Origin of the sequence: Paranoxybacillus vitaminiphilus, assembly GCF_003259935.1 — a bacterium.
GTDB classification, from domain to species: Bacteria; Bacillota; Bacilli; order Bacillales; family Anoxybacillaceae; genus Paranoxybacillus; species Paranoxybacillus vitaminiphilus.
The window spans coordinates 65,278-88,291 of record NZ_QLMH01000002.1 but is presented as its reverse complement, the minus strand read 5'-3'; the positions used below and the strand labels follow the sequence as shown (position 1 = coordinate 88,291).

Annotated in this window: 23 protein-coding genes; 17 read left to right on the top strand and 6 right to left on the bottom strand. The window is 41.3% G+C overall.

What is annotated here, in order from left to right; translation table 11 throughout:
- The 4 genes from B0I26_RS02905 (at position 1) to B0I26_RS02890 (ending at position 4,504) form a co-directional block, all read left to right on the top strand.
- Positions 1-1,062: a branched-chain amino acid ABC transporter permease gene (locus B0I26_RS02905; protein WP_111643971.1), complete on the top strand. Its 1,062-nt coding sequence runs from the start codon at positions 1-3 to the stop codon at positions 1,060-1,062.
- A 113-nt stretch (positions 1,063-1,175) separates the two neighbouring features.
- Positions 1,176-2,387 carry an ABC transporter substrate-binding protein gene (locus tag B0I26_RS02900; RefSeq protein ID WP_111643970.1) on the top strand — a complete coding sequence of 404 codons (1,212 nt, stop codon included), beginning with the start codon at positions 1,176-1,178 and terminating at the stop codon, positions 2,385-2,387.
- A 146-nt stretch (positions 2,388-2,533) separates the two neighbouring features.
- The gene (locus B0I26_RS02895; protein ID WP_111643969.1) at positions 2,534-3,322 is read left to right on the top strand and encodes an ABC transporter ATP-binding protein; all 789 of its coding nucleotides are present in this window, start codon (positions 2,534-2,536) and stop codon (positions 3,320-3,322) included.
- Positions 3,323-4,504, top strand: coding sequence for a phenylacetate--CoA ligase family protein (locus B0I26_RS02890; RefSeq protein WP_111643968.1), 1,182 nt, complete (start codon positions 3,323-3,325; stop codon positions 4,502-4,504). It abuts the gene before it with no gap.
- Positions 4,505-4,553: 49 nt separating this feature from the next.
- Here the strand turns inward: B0I26_RS02890 and B0I26_RS18170 are convergent, their stop codons facing one another.
- Both B0I26_RS18170 and B0I26_RS02885 read right to left on the bottom strand, forming a co-directional pair.
- The gene (locus B0I26_RS18170; RefSeq protein WP_181502673.1) at positions 4,554-4,709 is read right to left on the bottom strand and encodes a hypothetical protein; all 156 of its coding nucleotides are present in this window, start codon (positions 4,707-4,709) and stop codon (positions 4,554-4,556) included.
- A 207-nt stretch (positions 4,710-4,916) separates the two neighbouring features.
- Complete coding sequence (locus B0I26_RS02885) at positions 4,917-5,117, bottom strand: YppF family protein (RefSeq protein WP_111643967.1); 201 nt, start codon at positions 5,115-5,117, stop codon at positions 4,917-4,919.
- Positions 5,118-5,287: 170 nt separating this feature from the next.
- Here B0I26_RS02885 and B0I26_RS02880 point away from each other — a divergent pair, with 170 nt between their 5' ends.
- On the top strand, positions 5,288-5,635 hold the full coding sequence (locus B0I26_RS02880) for a YppG family protein (protein WP_111643966.1): 348 nt from the start codon (positions 5,288-5,290) through the stop codon (positions 5,633-5,635).
- A gap of 141 nt (positions 5,636-5,776) precedes the next feature.
- On the opposite strand, the gene B0I26_RS02875 is transcribed toward B0I26_RS02880, so the two are convergent.
- Both B0I26_RS02875 and B0I26_RS02870 read right to left on the bottom strand, forming a co-directional pair.
- Positions 5,777-6,031, bottom strand: a complete 255-nt coding sequence (locus tag B0I26_RS02875; RefSeq protein WP_111643965.1) for a sigma-G-dependent sporulation-specific acid-soluble spore protein CsgA — start codon at positions 6,029-6,031, stop codon at positions 5,777-5,779.
- Positions 6,031-6,210, bottom strand: a complete 180-nt coding sequence (locus B0I26_RS02870; protein ID WP_111643964.1) for a hypothetical protein — start codon at positions 6,208-6,210, stop codon at positions 6,031-6,033. The genes B0I26_RS02875 and B0I26_RS02870 overlap by 1 nt, the downstream gene beginning before the upstream one ends.
- Positions 6,211-6,335: 125 nt before the next feature.
- Between B0I26_RS02870 and B0I26_RS18165 the strand changes: the two genes are divergently transcribed.
- A complete protein-coding gene (locus B0I26_RS18165) occupies positions 6,336-6,482 on the top strand; it encodes a hypothetical protein (protein ID WP_181502672.1) in 147 nt (48 codons plus the stop codon).
- 93 nt (positions 6,483-6,575) lie between these two features.
- Here B0I26_RS18165 and B0I26_RS02865 read toward each other — a convergent pair whose 3' ends face one another.
- On the bottom strand, positions 6,576-7,049 hold the full coding sequence (locus B0I26_RS02865; RefSeq protein WP_111643963.1) for an Hsp20/alpha crystallin family protein: 474 nt from the start codon (positions 7,047-7,049) through the stop codon (positions 6,576-6,578).
- Between the two features lie 263 nt (positions 7,050-7,312).
- On the opposite strand from B0I26_RS02865, the gene B0I26_RS02860 reads away from it, so the two are divergent.
- The 3 genes from B0I26_RS02860 to B0I26_RS02850 all read left to right on the top strand — a co-directional run bounded on the left by B0I26_RS02860 (position 7,313) and on the right by B0I26_RS02850 (position 11,906).
- The gene (locus B0I26_RS02860) at positions 7,313-7,504 is read left to right on the top strand and encodes a hypothetical protein (protein WP_111643962.1); all 192 of its coding nucleotides are present in this window, start codon (positions 7,313-7,315) and stop codon (positions 7,502-7,504) included.
- Positions 7,505-7,692: 188 nt separating this feature from the next.
- On the top strand, positions 7,693-9,348 hold the full coding sequence (locus tag B0I26_RS02855; protein WP_111643961.1) for a glycerol-3-phosphate dehydrogenase/oxidase: 1,656 nt from the start codon (positions 7,693-7,695) through the stop codon (positions 9,346-9,348).
- 371 nt (positions 9,349-9,719) lie between these two features.
- Complete coding sequence (locus B0I26_RS02850; RefSeq protein ID WP_111643960.1) at positions 9,720-11,906, top strand: alpha-galactosidase; 2,187 nt, start codon at positions 9,720-9,722, stop codon at positions 11,904-11,906.
- Between the two features lie 130 nt (positions 11,907-12,036).
- Here the strand turns inward: B0I26_RS02850 and B0I26_RS02845 are convergent, their stop codons facing one another.
- The gene (locus tag B0I26_RS02845) at positions 12,037-12,831 is read right to left on the bottom strand and encodes an EcsC family protein (protein WP_111643959.1); all 795 of its coding nucleotides are present in this window, start codon (positions 12,829-12,831) and stop codon (positions 12,037-12,039) included.
- A 220-nt stretch (positions 12,832-13,051) separates the two neighbouring features.
- On the opposite strand from B0I26_RS02845, the gene B0I26_RS02840 reads away from it, so the two are divergent.
- The 8 genes from B0I26_RS02840 to B0I26_RS02805 all read left to right on the top strand — a co-directional run bounded on the left by B0I26_RS02840 (position 13,052) and on the right by B0I26_RS02805 (position 22,965).
- Complete coding sequence (locus tag B0I26_RS02840) at positions 13,052-14,347, top strand: ABC transporter substrate-binding protein (RefSeq protein ID WP_111643958.1); 1,296 nt, start codon at positions 13,052-13,054, stop codon at positions 14,345-14,347.
- 155 nt (positions 14,348-14,502) lie between these two features.
- The gene (locus B0I26_RS02835) at positions 14,503-15,414 is read left to right on the top strand and encodes a carbohydrate ABC transporter permease (protein WP_409991404.1); all 912 of its coding nucleotides are present in this window, start codon (positions 14,503-14,505) and stop codon (positions 15,412-15,414) included.
- Positions 15,411-16,235: a carbohydrate ABC transporter permease gene (locus B0I26_RS02830; RefSeq protein ID WP_245934702.1), complete on the top strand. Its 825-nt coding sequence runs from the start codon at positions 15,411-15,413 to the stop codon at positions 16,233-16,235. The genes B0I26_RS02835 and B0I26_RS02830 overlap by 4 nt, the downstream gene beginning before the upstream one ends.
- A gap of 160 nt (positions 16,236-16,395) precedes the next feature.
- Positions 16,396-17,577, top strand: a complete 1,182-nt coding sequence (locus tag B0I26_RS02825) for a galactokinase (RefSeq protein WP_409991403.1) — start codon at positions 16,396-16,398, stop codon at positions 17,575-17,577.
- On the top strand, positions 17,574-18,560 hold the full coding sequence (gene galE, locus B0I26_RS02820; RefSeq protein WP_111643955.1) for a UDP-glucose 4-epimerase GalE: 987 nt from the start codon (positions 17,574-17,576) through the stop codon (positions 18,558-18,560). Before B0I26_RS02825 ends, galE begins: the two co-directional genes overlap by 4 nt.
- A gap of 1 nt (position 18,561) precedes the next feature.
- Positions 18,562-20,085, top strand: coding sequence for a UDP-glucose--hexose-1-phosphate uridylyltransferase (gene galT, locus B0I26_RS02815; RefSeq protein ID WP_111643954.1), 1,524 nt, complete (start codon positions 18,562-18,564; stop codon positions 20,083-20,085).
- Positions 20,078-21,016 (top strand): aldose epimerase family protein, encoded by a 939-nt coding sequence (locus B0I26_RS02810; RefSeq protein WP_111643953.1) that lies wholly within the window; start codon positions 20,078-20,080, stop codon positions 21,014-21,016. The genes galT and B0I26_RS02810 overlap by 8 nt, the downstream gene beginning before the upstream one ends.
- Positions 21,016-22,965 carry a beta-galactosidase gene (locus tag B0I26_RS02805; protein ID WP_111643952.1) on the top strand — a complete coding sequence of 650 codons (1,950 nt, stop codon included), beginning with the start codon at positions 21,016-21,018 and terminating at the stop codon, positions 22,963-22,965. The genes B0I26_RS02810 and B0I26_RS02805 overlap by 1 nt, the downstream gene beginning before the upstream one ends.
- Positions 22,966-23,014 lie beyond the last annotated feature (49 nt).

Genomic DNA, 23,014 nt, shown 5'->3' with positions numbered 1-23,014 from the left:
ATGCGAAATCCTTTTGTGATGGAATGCGGGGAGTTCCATGTCAGCTATAAGCAGGACATGGCCATTTGGAAAATTCCGAGAGTACGCACGAGGATATTTCTGATTGTTGCCTTTTTTGCCATTTTTCCCCTCATTGTTTCAGATTATGTCGTTAGCTTGGCAACTCTTTGCGGAATTGCTGCAATAGGTGCAATCGGTCTTAATATACTGACAGGATTTACAGGACAAATATCAATCGGTGTCGGTGCATTTTTAGGTGTTGGCGGATATACGTCAGCGATTTTAACGACAAAGCTTGGGCTTAGTTTTTGGCTGTCTGTGCCTCTTGCCGGAGTAATCACTGCCATTGTCGGCGCTTTATTTGGAATTCCATCCTTGAGACTAAAAGGACTGTATTTAGCCATTGCGACATTGGCTGCTCAAGTCATCATTTTGTTTGTGATTTCGAGGTGGGATTCATTAACGGGTGGTACAGCCGGGTTAGTATTATTGCGCCCGGAAATAGGAAATTTTGCGTTTACGAGTGAAGACAGTTATTACTATTTAATGTTTGTTATTTTATTAATAACAACCATTTTTTCTCTTAATCTATTTCGCTCCCGTGTCGGGCGCGCATTTATTGCCATAAGAGATCGGGATATTGCTGCTGAAGTAATGGGAATTGATTTGTTCAAATACAAAGTGATGGCGTTTTCCGTAAGCTCCTTTTTTGTTGGAGTGGCAGGAGCGCTGCTCGGACACTATACGATGATTGTCAGCCCCGAGCTTTACAGCATTTCCGTTTCTATCGAATATTTGGCAATGATTCTTGTAGGCGGGTTAGGCAGTGTGTTCGGTTCGATTTACGGTGCGGTATTCATTACGTTACTTCCGGTTGTGCTTCGTGCCTTTGTTGAGTTATTGAACGGGATGTTTCCGGGGCTTTCAGACGTGCTGGTCGGCATGAAAGAAGTTGTCTTTGGGCTTATGATCATTTTGTTTCTTGTATATGAGCCGGAGGGACTTGATAAAATTTGGCGCAATATTAAAAACTACTTTCGATTGTGGCCATTCTCTTATTAAATGAAAAAACATAAATGATATTCGTGATTAAGCGACAAGTGCATAAACAATGATAGAAGTATTTGTGCTTGTTGCTTTATTAATAAAATAAAATTTAAAAGGGGGAAAAGAACATGAAAAAAGTGTGGTCTTTACTTCTGATGATGGTGTTGACAGCAGGCATGTTGTTTGGATGCTCAGGAGGGGAGAAATCGAATTCCGACGGAGGCAGCAATTCGTCTTCCTCGGGAGGCGGCGAAAAAGGGACAATCAAAATTGGCGGACTGTTTGATATTACAGGAGCAACGGGAGATGTGGGCGCTCCTTATGCAGAAGGTGAGAAAGCTTATTTTGAATACATTAGCTCAAAAGGCGGAGTAAATGGTTATAAACTCGAGTTAGTCGGTCAAGATTACGCTTATAAAATTCCTGAAGCGCAAAAGTTATATCAAAAGTTTAAATCGAAAGATAAGGTTGCGGCGATTTTAGGATGGGGAACTGGTGACACAGAAGCGCTTCGCCAGCAGGTGGCTGCCGATAAACTGCCGTTTTTCTCGGCTTCTTATTCAGAAAATTTAAAAAATTTAAAAGAAAGCCCATATAACTTTTTAACTGCCGCATCGTATTCTGATCAAGCCCGTGCTGTGTTGAGATGGATTAAGGATAATCATAAAGATGGGACTCCAAAAGTAGCGTTAATTTATAACGACACAGCTTATGGTAAATCACCAATTCAAGATGCAAAAGACTTTGCTAAAGAAATCGGCGTAGAAATTGTCGATGAACAAATTGTTGATTTAAAAGCGTTGGATGCGACATCTCAGCTTTTAAATATGCAAAAGAAAGATCCTGATTATGCGATTATTCAAGAAACTTGGGGGGCAACGGCAACGATTTTAAAAGATGCGAAAAAACTGGGCATTAAAACGCAGTTTATTGGTCTCAATTGGTCAACAGGCGAAGGATTGCTCCCGATTGCCGGAGATGCAGCGGAAGGCTTCATTAGTGTTGTCACTCATGCGTTCCCGTATGAAGATTTGCCGGGAATGGCAGAAATTAAAGAATATCTGGAAAGCAAAGGTGAAAAGTTAGAAGACAAAAACCAAAAATTTATCCAGGGCTGGGTGACGGCGAAAATTTTAGTGGAAGGTATTAAACTCGCTGATGATCCGACAACAGGTGAAGGAATTCGCCAAGGTCTCGAAAAAATTAATCATTTAGATTTAGGCGGATTAGCCGCACCGGTAACGTTCACTCCTGACAATCACGCGGGAACAACTCAAATCCGCTTGGCAAAAGTACAGAACGGAAAGTTTGAAGTATTTACTGATTACTTCGGCTACTGATGAAGTAGAAAGAGGCTGACTCAAAAGCAAAGGATTAGACTTCACAACACAATATATAAAATCGCCATATGGCCGATATATTGTGAAACGCACGTGAGGTCAGGCCTTTATGAGGCAGCCTCTTCATGATAAGGGGGAAAGAAATTATGCTGACTTTAAATAACGTTGAAGTCATGTATAACCGTGTTATTCTCGTTTTAAAAGGAATGTCGATGGTAATACCGGAGGGGAAAATTGTCACATTGCTCGGAAGTAATGGGGCGGGCAAAACAACCACCTTAAAAGCGATTTCCGGCTTATTAAGAAGCGAGGATGGCGAGGTTACAGACGGATATATTGAGTTTAATGGGGAACGGATTGAAGCAAGTGACGCGGAAACGATTGTGAAAAAAGGGATTTTTCAATGCATGGAAGGACGCCGCGTATTTGAGCATTTAACTGTCGAAGAAAACTTGCTTGTAGGTGCTCATACGCGCAAAGACCGCCACAATATAAAGGAAGATATTCAAAAAGTATATCGTTACTTTCCAAAGCTGGAAATGCTTAAAAACCGCCAGGCCGGATATTTATCGGGCGGCGAACAGCAAATGCTGGCGATCGGCAGAGGGATGATGGCAAGGCCAAAAGTATTATTATTAGATGAACCTTCATTAGGGCTTGCTCCGTTAATGGTGAAAGAAATCTTTTCAATCATTAAGAGAATTAACGAAGAAGAAGGAACAACGATTCTCGTTGTCGAACAAAACGCAAAAATTGCCCTGTCCATTGCCGATTATGGCTATATTATGGAAAACGGGCGAATCGTAATGGACGGTCCTGTAGAGAGACTGCTGGAAAATGAAGATGTCAAAGAGTTTTACCTTGGCATGAGCGACAAAGGAAGAAAAAATTATCGCGAAGTAAAATCATATAAGCGAAGAAAGCGGTGGTTGTAAATGGAAAAGCAATTACAGCGGCTAGTAGAGTACGCATATAAACACTCCGCTCCATTCCGGGAACGGCTTAACGAGGTAAATCTTTTACCGGCGGATATTTGTACGATGAAAGATCTTGAAAAAATTCCAGTGCTAAAAAAGGAAGATTTGCCCGGGCTGCAAAAGCTGTCCTATCCGTTTGGAGGGCTTGCTACAAGATCTGCGGCGGAAATGGCGCGGATTTTCATGTCTCCCGGTCCGATTTATGACCCGCAAACATATGAAGGCGATTATTGGAGATTTGCTGAGGCGTTGCGTGCTGCCGGCTTTACAGAGCAGGACATTGTGCAAAACACCTTTTCTTATCATTTATCTCCAGCTGGTTTTATGTTTGATTCAGCGCTGCGTCACATTGGTGCAACGGTGATTCCGGCAGGACCGGGGAATCGGGAACTGCAAATTCAAATAATGTGCGATATACAAGTTACCGGCTATGTAGGCACCCCGAGCTTTCTCTCGCTTCTGATTGATGCTGTGGAGGAAAAAGGATGGACAGTTGGGAAAGAGCTGCGCCTAAGAAAAGCTTTTTTTACAGCGGAAATGTTGACAAATGAAATGCGGGAAAGTTTCGAAAGCAAAGGAATGGAAGTTTATGAAGGATATGGGACAGCGGATTGCGGTTGTCTTGCGTTTGAGGACAAAAAAGGTCCGGGACTTAAAGTAGCGTCAGGTGTGATTATGCAAATTTGCGATCCTGTTACAGGTACAGAGGTTTTTGATTCAGAAGGGGAAATTGTCGTTACTTTGTTTGATCAAAGCTATCCGCTTATTCGCTTCGGTACCGGAGATTTGTCTCGCTGGATAAAAGGATATGAAGGCAAACGAATTGCAGGTGTCTTAGGCAGAGTAGGCACAAGCGTAAAAGTAAAAGGGATGTTTGTCCATGAAAGGCAGCTGGCTAATCTGCTTAGCAATCATGGATATGAGAGATTTCAAGCCATTGTTACGAGAAAGGATGAGCAGGATATACTGGAAATCTTTGTTGAGTCAGATGAGCCATTAGATGAGCAGCTTGTTGCAAAGGTGAAAGAAGTCATTCGGGTCACACCGATCATTACACGAGTAGCTCACGGAACATTACCAAAAGACATAAAAAAGATCCTTATTGATAAAAGGGAGTGGAATAAATCGACAACACAATAAAATAAAAGCGGCTGTTCCAAGCAACGGAGATGGAACAGCCGTGCAAATGTTACAAATCTTTTTCTGCTTTCGTAGAAACAGGACGATCAGGTTCAATCGCAAACTCCACTCTTTCCGTGTTTTTTGGTGGAACATTGCTGCCGTGCTTCGGTTTTTCCTGTTTATGTCCTTTACGTTTATGGTTAAAATGAACGCCTCTACCCATGATGAAAGCCCCCTTTTTCTTTTTACTATGGCATTTCTGCAGCACCAATATACATAAAAAGAGGCTGACCATAAGTGTCTGGCCTCATGCACATTTTACACATATTCTGTCCTATATATTGTGTTATGGAGTCAGACACTTTGCTTTTGGTCAGCCTCATAGTTATAACGTTACATGAGAGCACTATATATGATGGATTTCTATTGCTCATAAACCAACGTATTCATCTACATAGTGAGGAGTATATGCCCCTGCTGCTTCTAATTCGCGAATGATATCGCGGTATTGGGTGATTGTCATTTGTCCGCGGAGGTAAATTTGTCTTGCGAAATCAAGCAGTTCGTTGACATCAGCCGGCTCATAATTTTTGAGAGAAATAAAATTCATTTTTAATTCCAGTACATTCACGTACAACTCCCCCTTGCTTTCTTTTTATTCATATTATCATGAAAGAAAACAATTTATGTAAATTCGAAAAATTGAAACTTCCGACAATTCATGACATGTTTCTCATTTCACCTTTCTGAGGTAAATGACATACACTAATAGCAGCCTAACTTGCGAGGGAGGGATTTTCGATGTATCGTTATCCACAATCATCCATGTTTCCAGCATCTTCATCAGCTTTTCCGTATTATGTATCGCACCCTTGGCACATGCAGCAAGCATTTCCATACTATCAAGGGCATGCATACCACCCTATGTGGCAGCAACCATCTTTTTCGCCGTATTCAACGCCTTATCCGAAGCCGCATTCCCCAATCAAGCCGCAAGCGCCTGGATGGCAGTCCATCATGTCGCAATTTAAAACAAAAGATGGAACGTTTGATATTAATAAAATGATGAATACAATGGGACAAATGGTGAACGCTGTCAATCAGGTAGGCTCAATGGTGAAAGGGCTGTCACAAACGTTTAAAATTTGACATTAATAAGGGACGTGAAAGGGGCTGTCCCAAAAGCTCCATGGTCAGACCCCACAACACAATATATAGGACATCATATTGGATAAATGAACGATATATTGTGAAATTCGCGTGAGGTCAGACCCTTATGAGACAGCCTCTTCAAAATAACAGCTCATAAACTTCATTCAATTGATATACACGCTCAAAATCCCGTTCATCCATCGCATATTTTATTTCATCCGGGAGAATACGGTCTAAACATGCGATTTCTTTTTGTGATAAATCGCGGACAAACTCTTCTTCATTTCTATAATTGTTTCTTATCAGCTTATGATAAATCATAAGGGGAGTTTTATCATGACGTTCGGTATAATTCGATAAAATTTCACGCAAATAAGCCAGTGTCTTTTCCACTACTTCTTCTCCCCCTCAAAAAATGCTTTTAATTCTTCACTTGCTTTATTTCTTTTGTCAACGTATGGATTTTCTTCTGTTACTGTTTGCGGGTCTAGGTTCGTTTTGATGACAAGTTTCACTTCCGGCGACGGTGCAGCAATGATTCGGTGAAACTTTTTATCTGTCTGCCTGTCCATTACACAACACCTCCTAGAACTAGAGTGACGAAACGAAGTGAAAAGTATGTATGAATAAAACGGAAGAATTTGTGAGAGTAAAATGAATAAGAATGGATAAACTTTAATATAGAGGTGAAGAATATATGACAAACCGCAATGATAATCGCGAACGAAAAAACAAATATCTGAACAATAAGCTGAACAATGAATTTGCCAAAGAATTCAACATTCAAAACGATCCGACGCCAGAGAAAAATACCGAATACGGCAGTAAGTCTCATAAAAATTAAAGCTGCCCCATAAGTGCCTGACCCCGCATATCCATAGTGATTGTGGGGGCGGACAATTTACTCGGAGGCAGCCTCGCTTATTTGTTCTGACGTTTAGTTTTCTTCCACATCAATCAATTTTCGTCGCTGCGGGAAACGAATCACTAATTTTCCATCTTGAAACGACGCTTTTATTTCTTTTTCCGAAACGGAGTAAGGCAATGGAATTGTACGGCGGATGTTTTGATAAGTTTGTTTTTTCTGATAAACATGAGTGTGTTCATTCACTGATTCCATCTTTTCATTATTTTTTACTGTCAAAATGAAATGATCGTCAATAAACTCTAATTCAATTTGATTGCGATTTACATTTGGAAGATGAGCGGTAATCACGTATTCTTGTGTTGTTTCATAAACGTCTATCGGGATATATGTTTGCTTAAACGTCTGCTGGAAATAGTCATCAAGCGTTTCCAGCATTTTTTGCAATGGCCGCTCATCGAAAAATTGATCGACTATATCAAACAAATATTGAAATGTATCATCATCTTTTTTCTTCTTGATGGGCGGTTGAAATTGTTCGCTCACAGCGGGCAGCTCCTTTCGTGATCGGTCATCCACTTTTCAATTTAATGTATGCATTAATATATGCATCAACTGTAAAAAGGTGACTTTACAAAAATAAATGAAACTTTTTTCGTTTAAATACGTCTTATTAAATGTAGAAGTGGAAAAAGACGCTGCCTAAAGAGTAAGGTTCATTTTTTCACGATATATCGGTTTAAAACGTAAGATGCTGATAGGACGTTGTACATATCGTTTAAATTTATGGATGAAAGGTGAGAGAAATCTTGGTTCATTTCCAACGAGAGAAAGTTGCGAAAAAAAATCGGGTTCGTTGTATTGTGGAAAAATTTAAGAAGCGCGGAATTAATATTAGTGCTTGTAAGCCAAGAGCTGCTATGTCTTTATCAACAGCAGGTGCATTTGACAGCACGAAAAAACTGTTTTGTTATGGTGAATTTAGTGAAAATTTTTACTAGATAAATGGGAAGTTTATGATATAATAAAGCTAAGTTAATATGTTGTCAGGAGAGCTGGAGAGACCATACATGCATGATAAGTGCAGACTTGTCATGTTTGTAATGGTCTCTTTTTATTTTATTTGTTGAACTGCCCGCACTTCGCTTTGTTTTCTTTCATGATCAGCTAAAAAGGGGGAGTTTTGCACATGTTTTCAAGTAGAAAACGCCAAATGCTTTTAGAGCAAATGAATGAAAATGTATATGATGTACTTATTATCGGCGGGGGAATTACCGGCTGCGGCATTGCGCTAGATGCAGCGAGCCGGGGCTTGAAAACCGCCCTTGTCGAAATGCAGGATTTTGCAGCCGGAACGTCGAGCCGATCCACAAAGCTTGTTCATGGCGGGCTGCGTTATTTAAAGCAGTTTGAAATCAAAATGGTGTCCGAGGTTGGCAAGGAAAGAGCGATCGTCTACGAAAATGGCCCGCATGTTACGACGCCGGAATGGATGTTATTGCCGATTTATAAATCGGGGACGTTCGGCAAATTTACGACGTCGATTGGACTGAAATTATATGACTATTTAGCGGGGGTGAAAAAAAGTGAGCGGCGGAAAATGTTGAGCGCTGAAGAGACGCTGAAAAAAGAACCGCTTTTGAAACAAGAAGGCCTTCTTGGCGGCGGCTATTATGTTGAATACCGAACGGACGATGCCCGGCTAACGATGGAAGTCATTAAAAAGGCGGCCGAACTCGGAGCGCATGCAGTCAATTATGTTAAAGTCGAAGAATTTCTTTACGAAAAAAAGAAAGTAATCGGTGTGCGCTGTGTCGATCAAATCAGCCGGCATTCTTACAACATATATGCGCGAAAAGTGATTAATGCAGCTGGCCCTTGGGTCGATACATTGCGCGAAAAGGACCGTTCTAAAACAGGCAAAACGCTTCGCTTGACAAAGGGAGTTCATATCGTCATTGATCAAAAACGGTTTCCGTTAAAGCAGGCGATCTATTTTGATACGCAAGATGGCCGCATGGTTTTTGCCATTCCCCGCGATGGAAAAACGTATGTCGGCACAACAGATACGTTTTATAACGAAGACATCGCCAGCCCAAAAATGACATCACAGGATCGTGAATATTTAATAAACGCGATTAACGGAATGTTCCCAAGTGTCCGTCTTACAGAAAAAGACATCGAATCAAGCTGGGCGGGATTGCGTCCGCTCATTCATGAAGAAGGGAAGGCGCCTTCTGAAATTTCCCGGAAAGACGAAATTTGGCAGTCTCCATCAGGACTGATTACCATCGCAGGAGGAAAATTAACAGGATATCGAAAAATGGCGGAAATGGTCGTCGACTTGGTAGCAAAGCAACTAAGCGAAGAAGGAGATGGAACGTATAAACCGTGCCAAACGAAAACATTGCCGATTTCTGGGGGGAATGTCGGCTCTTCCCATGCTTTTTTACAGTTTGTCGAGAAAAAAGCGGAGGAAGCACAGCAGTACGGTTTTACAGAAGAACAGGGAAGACAGCTGGCAAAGCAGTATGGGACAAATGTAGACCGGCTTTTTGCCATTAGTCAAAAATACAACGAAGAAAGCGGGCTCCCGCGCGACATATTTGCTACCCTTGTATATGCAATCGAAGAAGAAATGACTGTCAAACCTGTCGACTATTTCATTCGCCGGACAGGGACACTGTTTTTCAATATTGATTGGGTGCGGAAATGGAAGATGCCGATCATCAACTATATGGCAAATGTTTTAAACTGGACAGAAGAACAAAAGCGGGCGTATAGAGAAGAGCTGGAACAAGCGCTGCATGACGCAGTGGTTCCGTGTGATGAGCCGCAACGTTAAAAAAGTAAGCATATTATTTAGCAAAGAGGCTGATTCACAGTCCGGGGTCAGACCCCGCAACACAATATACGGCATAAAAGAACGATATATTGTGAAACGCACGTGAGGTCAGACCTTTATGTGACAGCCTCTTATCGCTTATTTTGTATAAATAAATGAAAGTCAATAGCCGGGAACAACGTATTGATTATCGAATCGGTTTATGGTAGTATCGTCATAAAAATATTTACTAAAATTTTAGTAAATAAAGTAGTTGAAAATCTGTTTATCATCCATTGGCGGGAAGCCTCGCGCTTCAACGTTCAAAGTGTGCACAATCATAATTGTTGAAGGTTCATTCAACGAACGGTGCTAAAGTAAGGGGGATTAAAATGGGGATTATATATAATGATTCAACAAAAACCTTTCATCTGCAGGCGAAAGACACAAGTTATATTATGCAAGTTGTTCGTTCAGGTTACTTAGCTCATCTTTATTGGGGAAAAAAAATTCGCGAGGCGAATATGCCAAGAAAGCTGCAATTTCTCGATCGTGCGTTTTCACCTAATCCTGAGCCGGCAGATCGCACATTTTCATTAGATACGCTTCCGCAAGAATATCCGGCATACGGTAATACCGATTTCCGTACACCTGCTTATCAAGTGCAGTTTGAAAACGGAACAACGGTTTCTGATTTGCGCTACCAATCACACCGCATTTTTAAAGGCAAACCGAAGCTGGAAGGGCTGCCGGCAACCTACATCGAAAACGAGAACGAAGCCGAGTCTTTAGAAATCGTTTTGCACGACGCTGTATCAAGTTTAAAAGCCGTCCTACTTTACACCGTATATGAGAACTTTAATGTCATTACGCGTTCTGTCCGTTTTGAAAATGAAGGAGAGCAAACGATTAAACTATTACGGGCACTAAGTATGAACGTAGATTTTTTTCATGCTGATTATGAACTGCTGCATCTTTCTGGCGCGTGGGCAAGGGAGCGCCATATTGAGAGAAGACCGCTCGTTGTTGGCACACAATCGATTGAAAGCCGCCGCGGGGCAAGCAGCCATCAGCATAACCCGTTTATTGCCTTGCTGCAAAAAGGGGCGGGAGAATACCATGGAGAAGTATACGGCTTCAGCTTAGTATACAGCGGCAACTTCCTTGCACAGGTTGAAGTAGACCAGTATAAAACAGCGCGTGTTTCGCTGGGGATTAATCCGTTTGATTTTACGTGGCTGTTGGAACCGGGGGAATCTTTTCAAACTCCGGAAGTGGTGATGGTTTACTCCGCCAATGGATTAAATGATATGTCAAATACGTATCATAAATTGTATCGGACGCGCCTGGCACGCGGTCAATACCGCGATCAAGAACGCCCGATTTTAATTAATAACTGGGAAGCAACCTATTTTCATTTTAATGAAGAAAAGATTTTACAAATTGCCGAAGCAGGCAAAGAGCTGGGAATCGAGTTGTTTGTACTCGATGATGGCTGGTTTGGCAAACGTGATAATGATAAAAGCTCGCTTGGGGATTGGTTTGTTGACAAAAATAAACTGCCAAACGGGATGGAAAGTTTAGCCCGGAAAGTTCGCAGCATGGGAATGCAATTTGGCTTATGGTTTGAACCGGAAATGATTTCAGTAGACAGCGAACTGTACCGCCGACATCCAGACTGGTGTCTTCATGTACCAAACCGTTCCCGTTCAGAAGGCCGTAATCAATTAATCTTGGATTATTCGCGTAGAGAAGTATGTGATTACGTCATTAAAGCGGTTTCAGATATTCTCAAGAGCGCACCAATTTCTTATGTCAAATGGGATATGAACCGTCATATGACCGAAATCGGTTCGTCCGCCCTGCCGCCGGAAAGACAACGCGAAACCGCTCATCGATACATGTTAGGATTATATCGTGTCATGGAAGAGATCACCTCCGCGTTCCCGCATGTTTTATTTGAAAGCTGTTCAGGAGGCGGCGGACGTTTTGACCCGGGCATTCTTTATTACATGCCGCAAACATGGACGAGTGATAATACGGATGCCGTATCCCGTTTAAAAATCCAATATGGCACCAGCTTAGTTTATCCGATTAGTGCAATGGGAGCCCATGTTTCCGCTGTGCCTAACCATCAAGTTCATCGGGTGACATCGCTTGATATACGCGGAAATGTGGCGATGTCGGGGAACTTTGGTTATGAACTTGACTTAACAAAATTAACGGAGCAAGAAAAAGAAAAGGTTAAAGAACAAGTTGCTTTTTACAAAGAAATTCGCCATTTAGTCCAATATGGTGATTTTTACCGAATTTTAAGTCCGTTTGAAGGAAATGAAACGGCTTGGATGTTTGTTTCCGAAGACAAATCCGAAGCGTTTGTTGCTTATTTCCGTGTATTAGCGGAACCTAACGCACCACTCTCCTTTCTGCGGTTAAAAGGGCTTGATCCAAACAAGAACTATCAACTGCTAGAAAATGGGGAAGTGTATGGCGGCGATGAATTAATGTATGTAGGTTTAAACATTCCGCAATTGCAGGGGGATTACGTGAGTTGCGTGTGGAGGCTGAAGGCGTGCTAATAAAGCGCCACTTCATCAGTGGGGGGTATCTTCATCCCCCGCTGATGTTAGTTGAACTTATCGCACTTCTAGCGTCCGTTATCTCCCACCCAAGCTGTTGAATAATGAAAAACAGTGTCAAGAATGTTTCTTAGACACTGTTTTTCATTTCTGAAAGCTTTTCCAAAATTCGCCGCTTCCTGTATAGCATCTTTCCTGCTTCAGAAATTCCTTCAATCATTGATTTATTTAATATAGCACCAAAAATAATCCCCACAATCGGAATCATTTGCAAAAGCTTTTTCCAGCCGTATTGGTCACGGAAGGTCATCATCACTTCCCGCCAGCCCTGCAGCTGCGAAAAAACTTGCTGATGTTCATCGTTAAAAGATGTTAATTGTTCAAAAATCGCTTTTTTGCCGACAATGTCAGCGGAGGAAAACTGTAAGCATTTAATAATAAAAACTCGTTCTCTTTTTTCTTTTGGATCGTATCCGTAAGCAATTGCGATTTCTTGCAATGTTTTTAAAGCAAGCCCAAGCAGTGCGGGGATGTCGATCGCCAATGTAAAAATGCCGCCGACACCGGTTGTCGCACCTTGATATTGCGCGAATGTGGCGCGGGACTGCACGATTTCGTCACAGACGCGGTCCATTGTTTCAATCGGAAAATGCTTTATCTCTTCCAATGGCGGAGTTGTGTCGTTTCCGGAAAATTTACTCAATATTTTTTGTTCTTGAACGAGGTATTGTCCGCCGGTTTGAATATAGCTGCCAATCTCATCAAGAAGCTGACCGACTTTTTTATGAATGAAAGACGGCGTCAGTTTATCTAATACTTTAAAAGGCAACCGTCCAAGCTTTTCCCAAAACCATAAATCTTTTTGTTCCTGTTCCCATTTCTCGATTTTTTTTAACTCTTCTATTAAGAATGCTTTTGTTTCCAATCTTGTAACCCCCCTTTTGGAAAAAGTGATGTATTTAGTTTGCCACAATAATACGTCTTATAAAAGAAAATGTTTCCGATTTAGAATATTTTTAGAAATTTTACGAATATATTTACTAAAAAGTTATTGACTATCATTAATATTTTTACTAAAATTTTTATCAGTAAGTGTAAACGCTTACTTAATGGTTTAAAGATTTATTAGGGGGAGGAGAACGATTTTGAGAAGGTATTGGAATTTTTTATTACTTTTAGTGGCATCTATGGTGCTATTGGCAGCTTGCAGCAAGAATGATTCGGCTTCATCAGACAAAGGGGAGAAAGTGACTCTTACAGCATGGGCTTGGAATGTAAACGTAGGCGCATTAAAGGAAGCAGCGAAAGAATTTCAACAGGAAAATCCAAACATTGAGCTTAAGGTGGAAGACATCGGGCGCCTGGATGTTTATGACAAATTATCAACAGGTTTAGCAGCTGGCGGTACAGGACTGCCTGACATTGTCTTAGTAGAAGATGATCGTATCCACGGTTATGTAGAAGCGTTTCCGAAAGGTTTTTTAAACTTATCAGAAAAAGGTTTTGATAAGCATGCAGATCATTTTCCGCAATTTAAGAAAGATTTAACAATGGTGGATGGAAAGTTTTACGCGATGCCGTTTGATGCTGGTCCAACAGGGATGTTCTATCGGAAAGATCTTTTTGAAAAAGCGGGAGTAAAAGCAGAAGAAATTGAGACGTGGGATGATTTCTTAGAAGCAGGCAAGAAGATTAAGAAAGCTACAGGCGCATACGCAATGCCGCTGGATAAATTTAAAGACGATCCGATTTTCCGGATGATGTTAAACCAATTAGGAGTTTACTATTTTGATAAGGATGGGAAAATCGATTTAACGAATCCAAAAGCTGTACAAGCAATGGAAATGTTAAAGAAATTTGACGATGCCAAATTAATTAAAGATGTAGATGGATGGAATGGAGTTGTTTCAGCAACAGTAGATGGCTCTGTTGCAACGATTCCGTTTGGGGCTTGGTATTACGGAACCATTATCGATCAAGCGAAAGATACAAAGGGAAAATGGGGAGTATTTCTATTACCTGCATTTGAAAAAGGCGGGAATCGCGCAGCAAACTTAGGGGGCAGCAGCTGGATGATTCCGGCATCTACAAAGCATCCAGAAGAAGCGTATAAATTCTTAGAGTTCTTCTCAACAACAAAAGAAATTCAATTGATGGCTATGGAGAAATATGGGTTATTCCCATCTTTATCAACTGCTTATGATTCAGAGTTGTTCACGAGCGGGGTTGAGTTTTTCAGCGGCGAAAAAATTTGGCAATTGTTTGCCAATGAGATGAAGGATATTCCAACGGCATATTATACAAACGATTATTCGATTGCTTTGGACGAATCAATTAAAGCACAAGCAGATGTATTTAATGGAAAAGATGTGAAAAAAGCTCTTAAAGAGGCTGCTGAACGCATTAAAGCCCGCACAAAGCGCGAGATAAATCGTTACTAAATTTAAAGGAGAAGATTGAAAACAGAATGAGGCTGACTCAAATGCAAAGTGTCAGCCCCCGCAGCCTATTCCCGGTTGTGTGCGGGGCAGACACTTATGGGTCAGCCCTGTTTTTTCATAAGCGGCGGTGGATGTTTGAAAGCGAGGTGTCTAGTTTGAAAACAAATGGGCCAAGTGCAAAAGTAGAGTTAGGAAAATCGCAAAAATTTCGGTTCCATTCTAAACAAATCGTTCCTTATTTGTTTATTGCTCCGGCGGTGATTTTGTTTGCCATATTCATGCTTTATCCAATTATTTACTCGTTTGTACTGAGTTTTCAAACAAACGATGGAGGACAATTTGTATTTGCCGGGCTGGATAATTATATGCGGCTTTTTAAAGACGAAATTTTTATAAAAGCATTGAAAAACACCTTTCTTATCTTAATTATACAAGTTCCGATCATGTTGTTTTTAGCCTTAGTTTTAGCGACATGTTTGAATTCTGCTTTGCTCAAGTTGAAAGGATTTTTCCGTGTATCATTTTTCTTGCCGGCGGTAACATCGCTTGTCGCATACTCGATTATTTTCTCCATCATGATGATGGGGGATGGAATTATTAATAAATTTTTGATGTCGATTGGATTGGATGCGGTTCCGTGGCTATCGCACCCTGTTTGGGCGAAAGTGGCGCTCATTATAGCGATGACATGGCGCTGGGTTGGCTACAATATGGTGATTTATTTAGCCGCAATGCAAAATATTTCAGAAGAATTATATGAAGCAGCAAGTATTGATGGTGCATCAAAAATCCGCCAATTTTTCTCGATTACGATTCCTCAGTTAAAACCAGTCATTTTATTTACGGCGATTTTATCGACGATTGGTACATTGCAGCTGTTTGATGAGCCATACACGTTAACAAAAGGCGGACCGAGTGACGCAACATTAACCATTGGAATGTATCTTTATCAAACAGGATTCAGATACTTTGATTTTAGCTATGCTTCAACAATTGCGTACGTGATTGTCGTTTTGATTGCTATTTTAAGTTTTATTCAATTTAAGATTTCGGGTGATGAGAGATGAGCCAAAGAAAGCTTTTGCAAAAAATAGGGTTGTATGCCGTTTTAACGGTTGGGGTGATCATTTCATTATTCCCATTTTATTGGGCGATGATTGGAGCAACGAATGAAAGCGGAAAGATGTTTTCGTCCACACCGACATTAGTACCAGGTACAAAGCTTATCGAAAATATAACGAATTTAAATGAGTCCATCGGTATCGGACGTGTCATGTTTAATTCATTATTTGTGGCCGGTACTTATACAGTGTTAAGTTTAATCATTTGTACGATGGCTGCCTATGCATTTGCCAAATTCCACTTTAAAGGCAGAAATGTAATATTTACGATATTTCTTTTATCGATGATGATTCCTTATCACGCTACGGTAATTCCGCTCTTTAAAATGATGGCGGCTTTTGGCTGGTTAAATACGTATAAAGCCTTAATTTTGCCGAATTTAGCGTATCCATTTGCGATATTTTTAATGCGGCAAAATATGTTGGCATTTCCTGACGCTTTAATTGAGGCTGCTCGTATTGATGGGGCAGGCGAATGGAGAATCTTTTTCCGGATTGTTCTTCCATCAATGAAACCTGCTCTTGCAGCAACGGCAATTTTCTTATTTATGTATCAATGGAACAGCTTTTTATGGCCGCTAATTGCCGTATCATCAGAAGAAATGTATACATTTCCTGTTGCTTTATCCAGCTTGTTTGGTTTATCACGTATTGATTACGGTCAAGTGATGGCAGGAGTAACATTGGCGACTGTTCCAATTATCGTTTTCTTTCTTGCGCTGCAGCGTCATTTCATATCCGGTATGCTTGGAAGTGCGGTGAAATAATATCGATAACAGCCGCTTCAAACCATTGACTGCTCCCTTTTATCATTCATTTAGATGTAAGTCCAGATAGAGGTTTCAGCTTTTTATATGGAAACAAAAGTAGGTATGTTTCTGCTACGTTGCGGAAGTTTGCGGCAGTAAAGGTAGGAGGACTATAATAATGAAACATTTAAAGAGAGACTTTCTTCAGTTATTCGGCGGAAAAGAGGAAGAGATTCGCATCTTTTTTGCGCCGGGGCGTGTCAATTTAATCGGCGAACATACAGATTATAACGGCGGGCATGTATTGCCGTGTGCGCTGCATATTGGGACATATGCGCTTGTCCGGCAAACGGCTGACTCGTCTATTCGTTTATATTCCAAAAATTTCCCTGAAGCGGGCATGATTACGGTTGATTATAAAGATTTATCATTTCATGAACAACACGGTTGGGCGAATTATCCAAAAGGGATTATAGCGGCCGTGCAGCATATGCAGCCGATAAACAGAGGCTTAGAAATTATGTATTACGGCAATATTCCAAACGGTGCCGGGCTATCATCATCCGCATCGATTGAGTTGGTAACGGCTGTATTGATGAATGAACTGTTCGATGCAAAGCTTGATATGATGGAGCTCGTGAAATTGAGCCAAAAAGTTGAAAATGAATATATCGGTGTGAACTGCGGGATTATGGACCAGTTTGCAGTAGGGTTTGGAAAAAAAGGACATGCGATTTTATTAAACTGCCAAACGCTTGAATATCGTCATTTACCTGTTGACATGATGGATTGCTCGATTGTGATTGCGAATACGAACAAAAAACGCGGCTTAGCTGACTCAGCCTACAATGAGCGCCGGGCAACGTGTGAAGCAGCTCTTTTTAAGCTAAAACAGCATGTTGACATTGACTCTTTATGTGACTTAACGAATGAGCAGTTTGAACAGTATAAAACGCTTCTTTCTCCTATGGAACAGAAGCGTGTGCGCCATGTTGTCTCAGAAAATGAACGCACAAAACAAGCGGTGTCGATTTTGGAAAGAGGCGATTTACAGCAGTTTGGTGAACTAATGAAAGAGTCGCATCTTTCTTTGCGCGATGACTATGAAGTAACAGGAATAGAGTTAGATACACTTGTGGAGGCGGCATGGAAGCATAAAGGGACAATTGGAGCGCGAATGACAGGCGCCGGTTTCGGCGGCTGCACGGTGAATATTGTCCGAAATGAATATATCGACTCATTTATCGATGAAGTAGGAAAAGAATATGTGAATAAAGTGGGCTACGAAGCGAGTTTTTATGTTGTGAAGATTGGCGACGGGGCAGGAGAAATTTTAGAGGAAAAGGAGACGGTTGTATGATTCTCGTATGCGGTGGTGCCGGATATATTGGAAGCCATGCAGTGTACCGTTTAATTGAAAAGGGAGAACAAGTCGTTGTTGTCGACAACCTGCAAACAGGCCACATTAAAGCGGTTCATCCTCAAGCGCATTTTTACAAAGGAGATATTCGCGATCGTGAATTTTTACGAAACGTGTTCCGAAAACATGACATTGAAACCGTTGTTCATTTTGCCGCGAATTCACTAGTAGGAGAAAGCATGCAGGAACCGCTTAAATATTACGATAACAACGTTTATGGCACACAAGTTCTTCTTGAGGTGATGAACGAATTCGCTGTAAAGCAAATTGTCTTTTCATCAACAGCAGCTGTATACGGCGAGCCAAAGCAAATTCCGATCGTTGAAACAGACCCGACCGTCCCGACCAGTACGTACGGTGAAACGAAATTGGCGATGGAAAAAATGATGAAATGGGTAAGCCGTTCCCATGGAATTCGTTATATTTCATTGCGATATTTCAATGTAGCCGGAGCATACGGAATGATAATCGGAGAAGATCACAACCCGGAAACACACTTAATCCCTCTCGTTTTAAAAGTGGCGCTGGGCCAAAGAGACGAGATTCATATTTTTGGAGACGATTATGATACGCCTGATGGAACATGCATACGTGACTACATTCACGTTGTTGATTTAGTTGATGCGCATATTTTGGCGGTAGAAAAGCTGCGAAGTGGAGCAGAAAGCAGCATCTATAATCTTGGCAATGGTAATGGTTTTAGCGTGAAAGAAGTCATCGAAGCCGCCCGCCGTGTGACAGGTCATGACATCCCGGCTCGGGTCGTGCCAAGACGTGCGGGCGATCCAGCGCGGTTAGTCGCTTCTTCGGAAAAAGCAAAGCGGGAACTCGGATGGGAACCGAAGTACACCAATATTGATGAGATTGTTGCATCGGCATGGCAGTGGCATCAAGCAAAACCAAACGGATATCGGGGTGCTTAATATGATCCATATTTACGAAGAGATTGAAAAGCTTATTCAATATGGAATCAAGCAAGGCTTGCTTCATCCCGAAGATGCGATTTATGCAAGAAACCGGATTTTAGCTACTTTAAAGCTGGAAGAATGGAAAAGTGTAGAAATAAAAGCGGATGAGATTGGCGCATCTTGTGATTCGATTCTCGAAAATATATTAGACTGGGCATATGAACATGGACGGTTGGAGACAAACACGGTGACGGAAAGGGATATTTTAGACGCCAATATTATGAATTGTTTAATGGCGCGGCCGTCCGAAATCATTCGTGAATTTTATCAAAGATATCATGAGCATCCTGAGAAAGCAACCGATTGGTTCTATTCATTCAATATTGCTTCCAACTATATCCGCAGCAATCGTCTTGCGAAAAATAAAATATGGAAAGCCGAAACAGCATATGGAGAATTTGACATGACGATCAATCTAGCAAAGCCGGAAAAGGATCCGAAAGAAATTGCGAGATTAAGAGATTTGCCGGCATCCAGCTACCCAGCCTGCTTACTTTGTGCAGAAAACGAAGGATACGAAGGCACGCTTCGCCATCCGGCCCGTTCAAATCATCGTGTCATTCCGCTGACTCTTGCCGGAGAGCAATGGTGTTTTCAATATTCTCCATATGTTTATTACAATGAGCATTGCATCGTTTTCAGCCGCGAGCACGTTCCGATGAAAATGGGAAGAGAAACATTTGTGCGCTTGCTGGAGTTTATCGAGCAATTTCCGCATTACTTTATCGGCTCTAATGCCGATTTGCCGATTGTCGGCGGTTCCATTTTGTCACATGACCATTATCAAGGCGGCAAATATACGTTCGCGATTGAAAAGGCAGAAATAGAAGAGAAAATCAACCTTCCGTTGTATCCATCGCTGACAGTAGGCATTGTTCGTTGGCCGATGTCAGTCATTCGTGTGCGCGGAACGAAAGAAGAAGTATTGAATGCTGCCGATCTTATTTATCGAACATGGAAACAATATAGCGACCCATCAGCCGATATTTATGCTTTCAGTGGGGATATACCGCACAATACCGTTACGCCAATTGCCAGACGCCGCAGCGGTTTGTATGAAATGGACATCGTTCTAAGGAATAACCGTACCTCCGCTCAGTATCCGTACGGCATTTTTCATCCACACGAAGAGCTGCACCATATTAAAAAAGAAAATATCGGTCTCATTGAAGTGATGGGGCTTGCGGTACTGCCGGGGAGATTAGCCGCTGAATTAAACAAGTTGGCGGATTATTTGATTCAGCGAACGAACCGCAACGAGTGGGAAGAATCAATGCTAAAACATTGGGATTGGTACGAAGAACTTTCCCATAAGTACCGTTCGATTACTTATGACAACGTGCACGAAATTCTCCGGCATGAAACGGGGAAACGATTTGAAAAAGTGCTTGAACATGCCGGAGTATTCAAAAGAACAAGAGAAGGAAAAGTAGCTTTTCAGCGATTTTTAAAGAAAGTGCAGGAGAGTCGCCATGATTAAAGAAGGAACATTTAAAGGTCTCGACAGTATTATTTTAGAAAACGAATATATGAAAGCTACCTTTCTTCCGGTGTACGGCAGCAAACTTGCCTCTTTTTACGATAAACAAGCAAATTGGGAATGGCTATTTCAAGCAAAAGATGATGTTCTTTCTCTTCCGCCTTACGGTGCATCGTTTTCTCATTATGATTCAAGCGGATTTGATGAGGTGTTTCCAACGATTGATGCATGTGTCGACCCGGTTAGCGGAAAACCGATACCTGACCACGGCGAAGTTTGGGCACTTCCATGGTCTCATAAAATCGAAGGAGAAACCGTCATTTTTTCAGTGAAAAGTCCTGTTTTTCCTTATACGTTGAAAAAGCAGGTGCGGCTTGAGAAAAACCGCTTATGTTTTGCCTATGAAGCAACGAATCATAGTGATGAACCATTTTATTTTATATGGACACCGCACGCCTTATTGCGGTGCAATGAATTTACCAAAATAATTGTTCCGCGTTATTTAACGAAAGTGATGACAGTCGAACACAGCACAGAGCATCTTGGAGAATGGGGAACGATCCATAACTATCCAATTACTATCTCGCAAAAAACAGGTCAGCCGCTCGATTTATCAAAAATGGAACCGGCTTGTGCAAACAATTGCGAAAAATTTTATTTTATCGAGCCTATAAAAGAAGGAAGATGCGGCATTGTGCAGGAAGACATAAAGCGTTCGCTTACTTATCATTATCCAGTTGATAAAATTCCGTATTTAGGCATTTGGAAAACGCAAGGCGGCTACCGCGGCGATTATAACTTAGCGCTGGAGCCGTGTACAGGTGTATATGACAATTTATATGTTGCCCATGCCATCCGCAAAGTTGGTTCGATTCAACCTTATTGTTCATTTACATGGTGGTTTCAAATGGAAATAGGAGGGAATAACTGATGTATGTAGGAGTAGACTATTATCCAGAACATTGGCCAAAAGAAATGCTTGAAGAAGATATACAAGGAATTAAAGAATTGGGAGCGAATATTGTCCGAATCGGTGAATTTGCGTGGCATTTAATGGAACCAAAAGAAGGGGAATTTGACTTTTCTTTCTTCGACCATGTCATTAGTAAACTAAAAGAATACGGTTTGTCCGTTATGTTTGGAACGCCGACTGCGACTTTTCCGGCGTGGCTTGCCAAAAAACATCCGGATATTTTATCGAAGGACGAAAATGGGAATACCCGCGTTTTTGGCGGACGGCGGCAATATTGTTTTAATTCAAAGACATATCGTGAGTATAGCGCGCGTATTACAAAAAAACTTGTTGAGCATTATCGAGATGAGAAGGCCATTGTCGCATGGCAAATTGATAACGAATTTGGTCATGAAGGAAGCGACATGTGTTACTGTGAACAATGTCACGAAGCCTTTCAGCGTTTTTTGCAAGACAAATACAAGACGATTGACAAATTAAATGAAGCATACGGCACGATTTTCTGGGGACAAACATATAACGATTTTACGGAAATTCCAATTCCAAAAAAGACGATCACAACACATAACCCGTCTTTACAGCTTGATTGGGCCCGTTTTCGTTCGTATTCTGTCAATAGTTATGCTCATGAGATGATCCGTATTGTCCGTCAATATAAAGGTGAACATCAGCTTGTAACAACGAACGTATCCGGCGGCTTTTTTAATAAATGGTTTGACCATGAGGAAAATGTGAGATGGCTCGACTTTGTTTCCTATGATAACTATCCTGTATGGGGCGGTTTAGCTGAACCAATCCCGCCGGCAGCGATCGCGATGACCCATGATTTCAACCGGGGACTGCTCGGCAAAAACTACTGGATTGTCGAAGAATTAATGGGCGCCCAAGGCCATAATGTGATTGGGTATTTGCCTCGTCCTAATCAAGCGAAAATGTGGTCATATCAAGCATTTGCCCACGGTTGTACGAATATGCTTTATTTCCGTTGGCGCGGGATGAACAAAGGGGCAGAGCAGTTTTGTTACGGAATTGTTGATCACAGCAATCGCCGGGGACGGAAATATAAGGAAGTTCAAAATGTTTTTTCCGATATTGTCCAATATGAAGATGTGCTTCAATCAGAAATTAAGGCAGATATCGCTGTTTTGTATGACTACGATAATATTTGGTCCTGGAGATTCCAGCAGCAAAGTGAAGGATTTGATTTTACGAATGAGCTGCTGCGGTTATATACACCGTTTTATAAATTAAATGCACATATCGATGTCATTCCGGTTAACAGAGATTTTGCAAAATATAAAGTACTGCTTGTTCCGGCGTTGCAAATTATCGATCAAGAGCTTGGCCGGCGTTTTACGGAATTTGTTGAAAATGGCGGTGTGCTCATCTTCACTTTCCGTACCGGTCTAAAGGACAAAAATAATAACATTCATTTTAAACAAGTATTACCAGGATATGTGAAAGAGATAGCGGGAATTGAAATTCATGAAGTTGAGTCGTTATCTGTGTCGCAATCCGTTCCGATTATCGGCGAAGGAAAGTATGCAGGAAAACGATTCAATTGTACGGTATGGCGGGATCTTATTACTCCGACTACGGCTGAAGTTCTTTACCGATATGAAGATCCGTTTTTCCCGTTAGCTGCTGTAACGAAAAACCATTACGGCAAAGGCACTGTTTATTATATTGGCGGCGGTGTCGATGAAGAATTAATCTCCGAAATGGCCAAAGAAGTTGTCGAGTTAAAACAAATTTGGTACGTTGAAAGTGATGATGGCTTGGAAGTTTATAAACGAACATGTGGTGACAAAGAGTATTTATTTTTACTGAATCATACGTCAGAAAGAAAAAAATTTGCAGATATAGAGCTTTTGCCATACGAAAGTAAAATTATCAAAGTGGAATGAATAAAAAATTCAGCCGTTTATGAAAGATGGCAAACGGGATTGGGGAGCG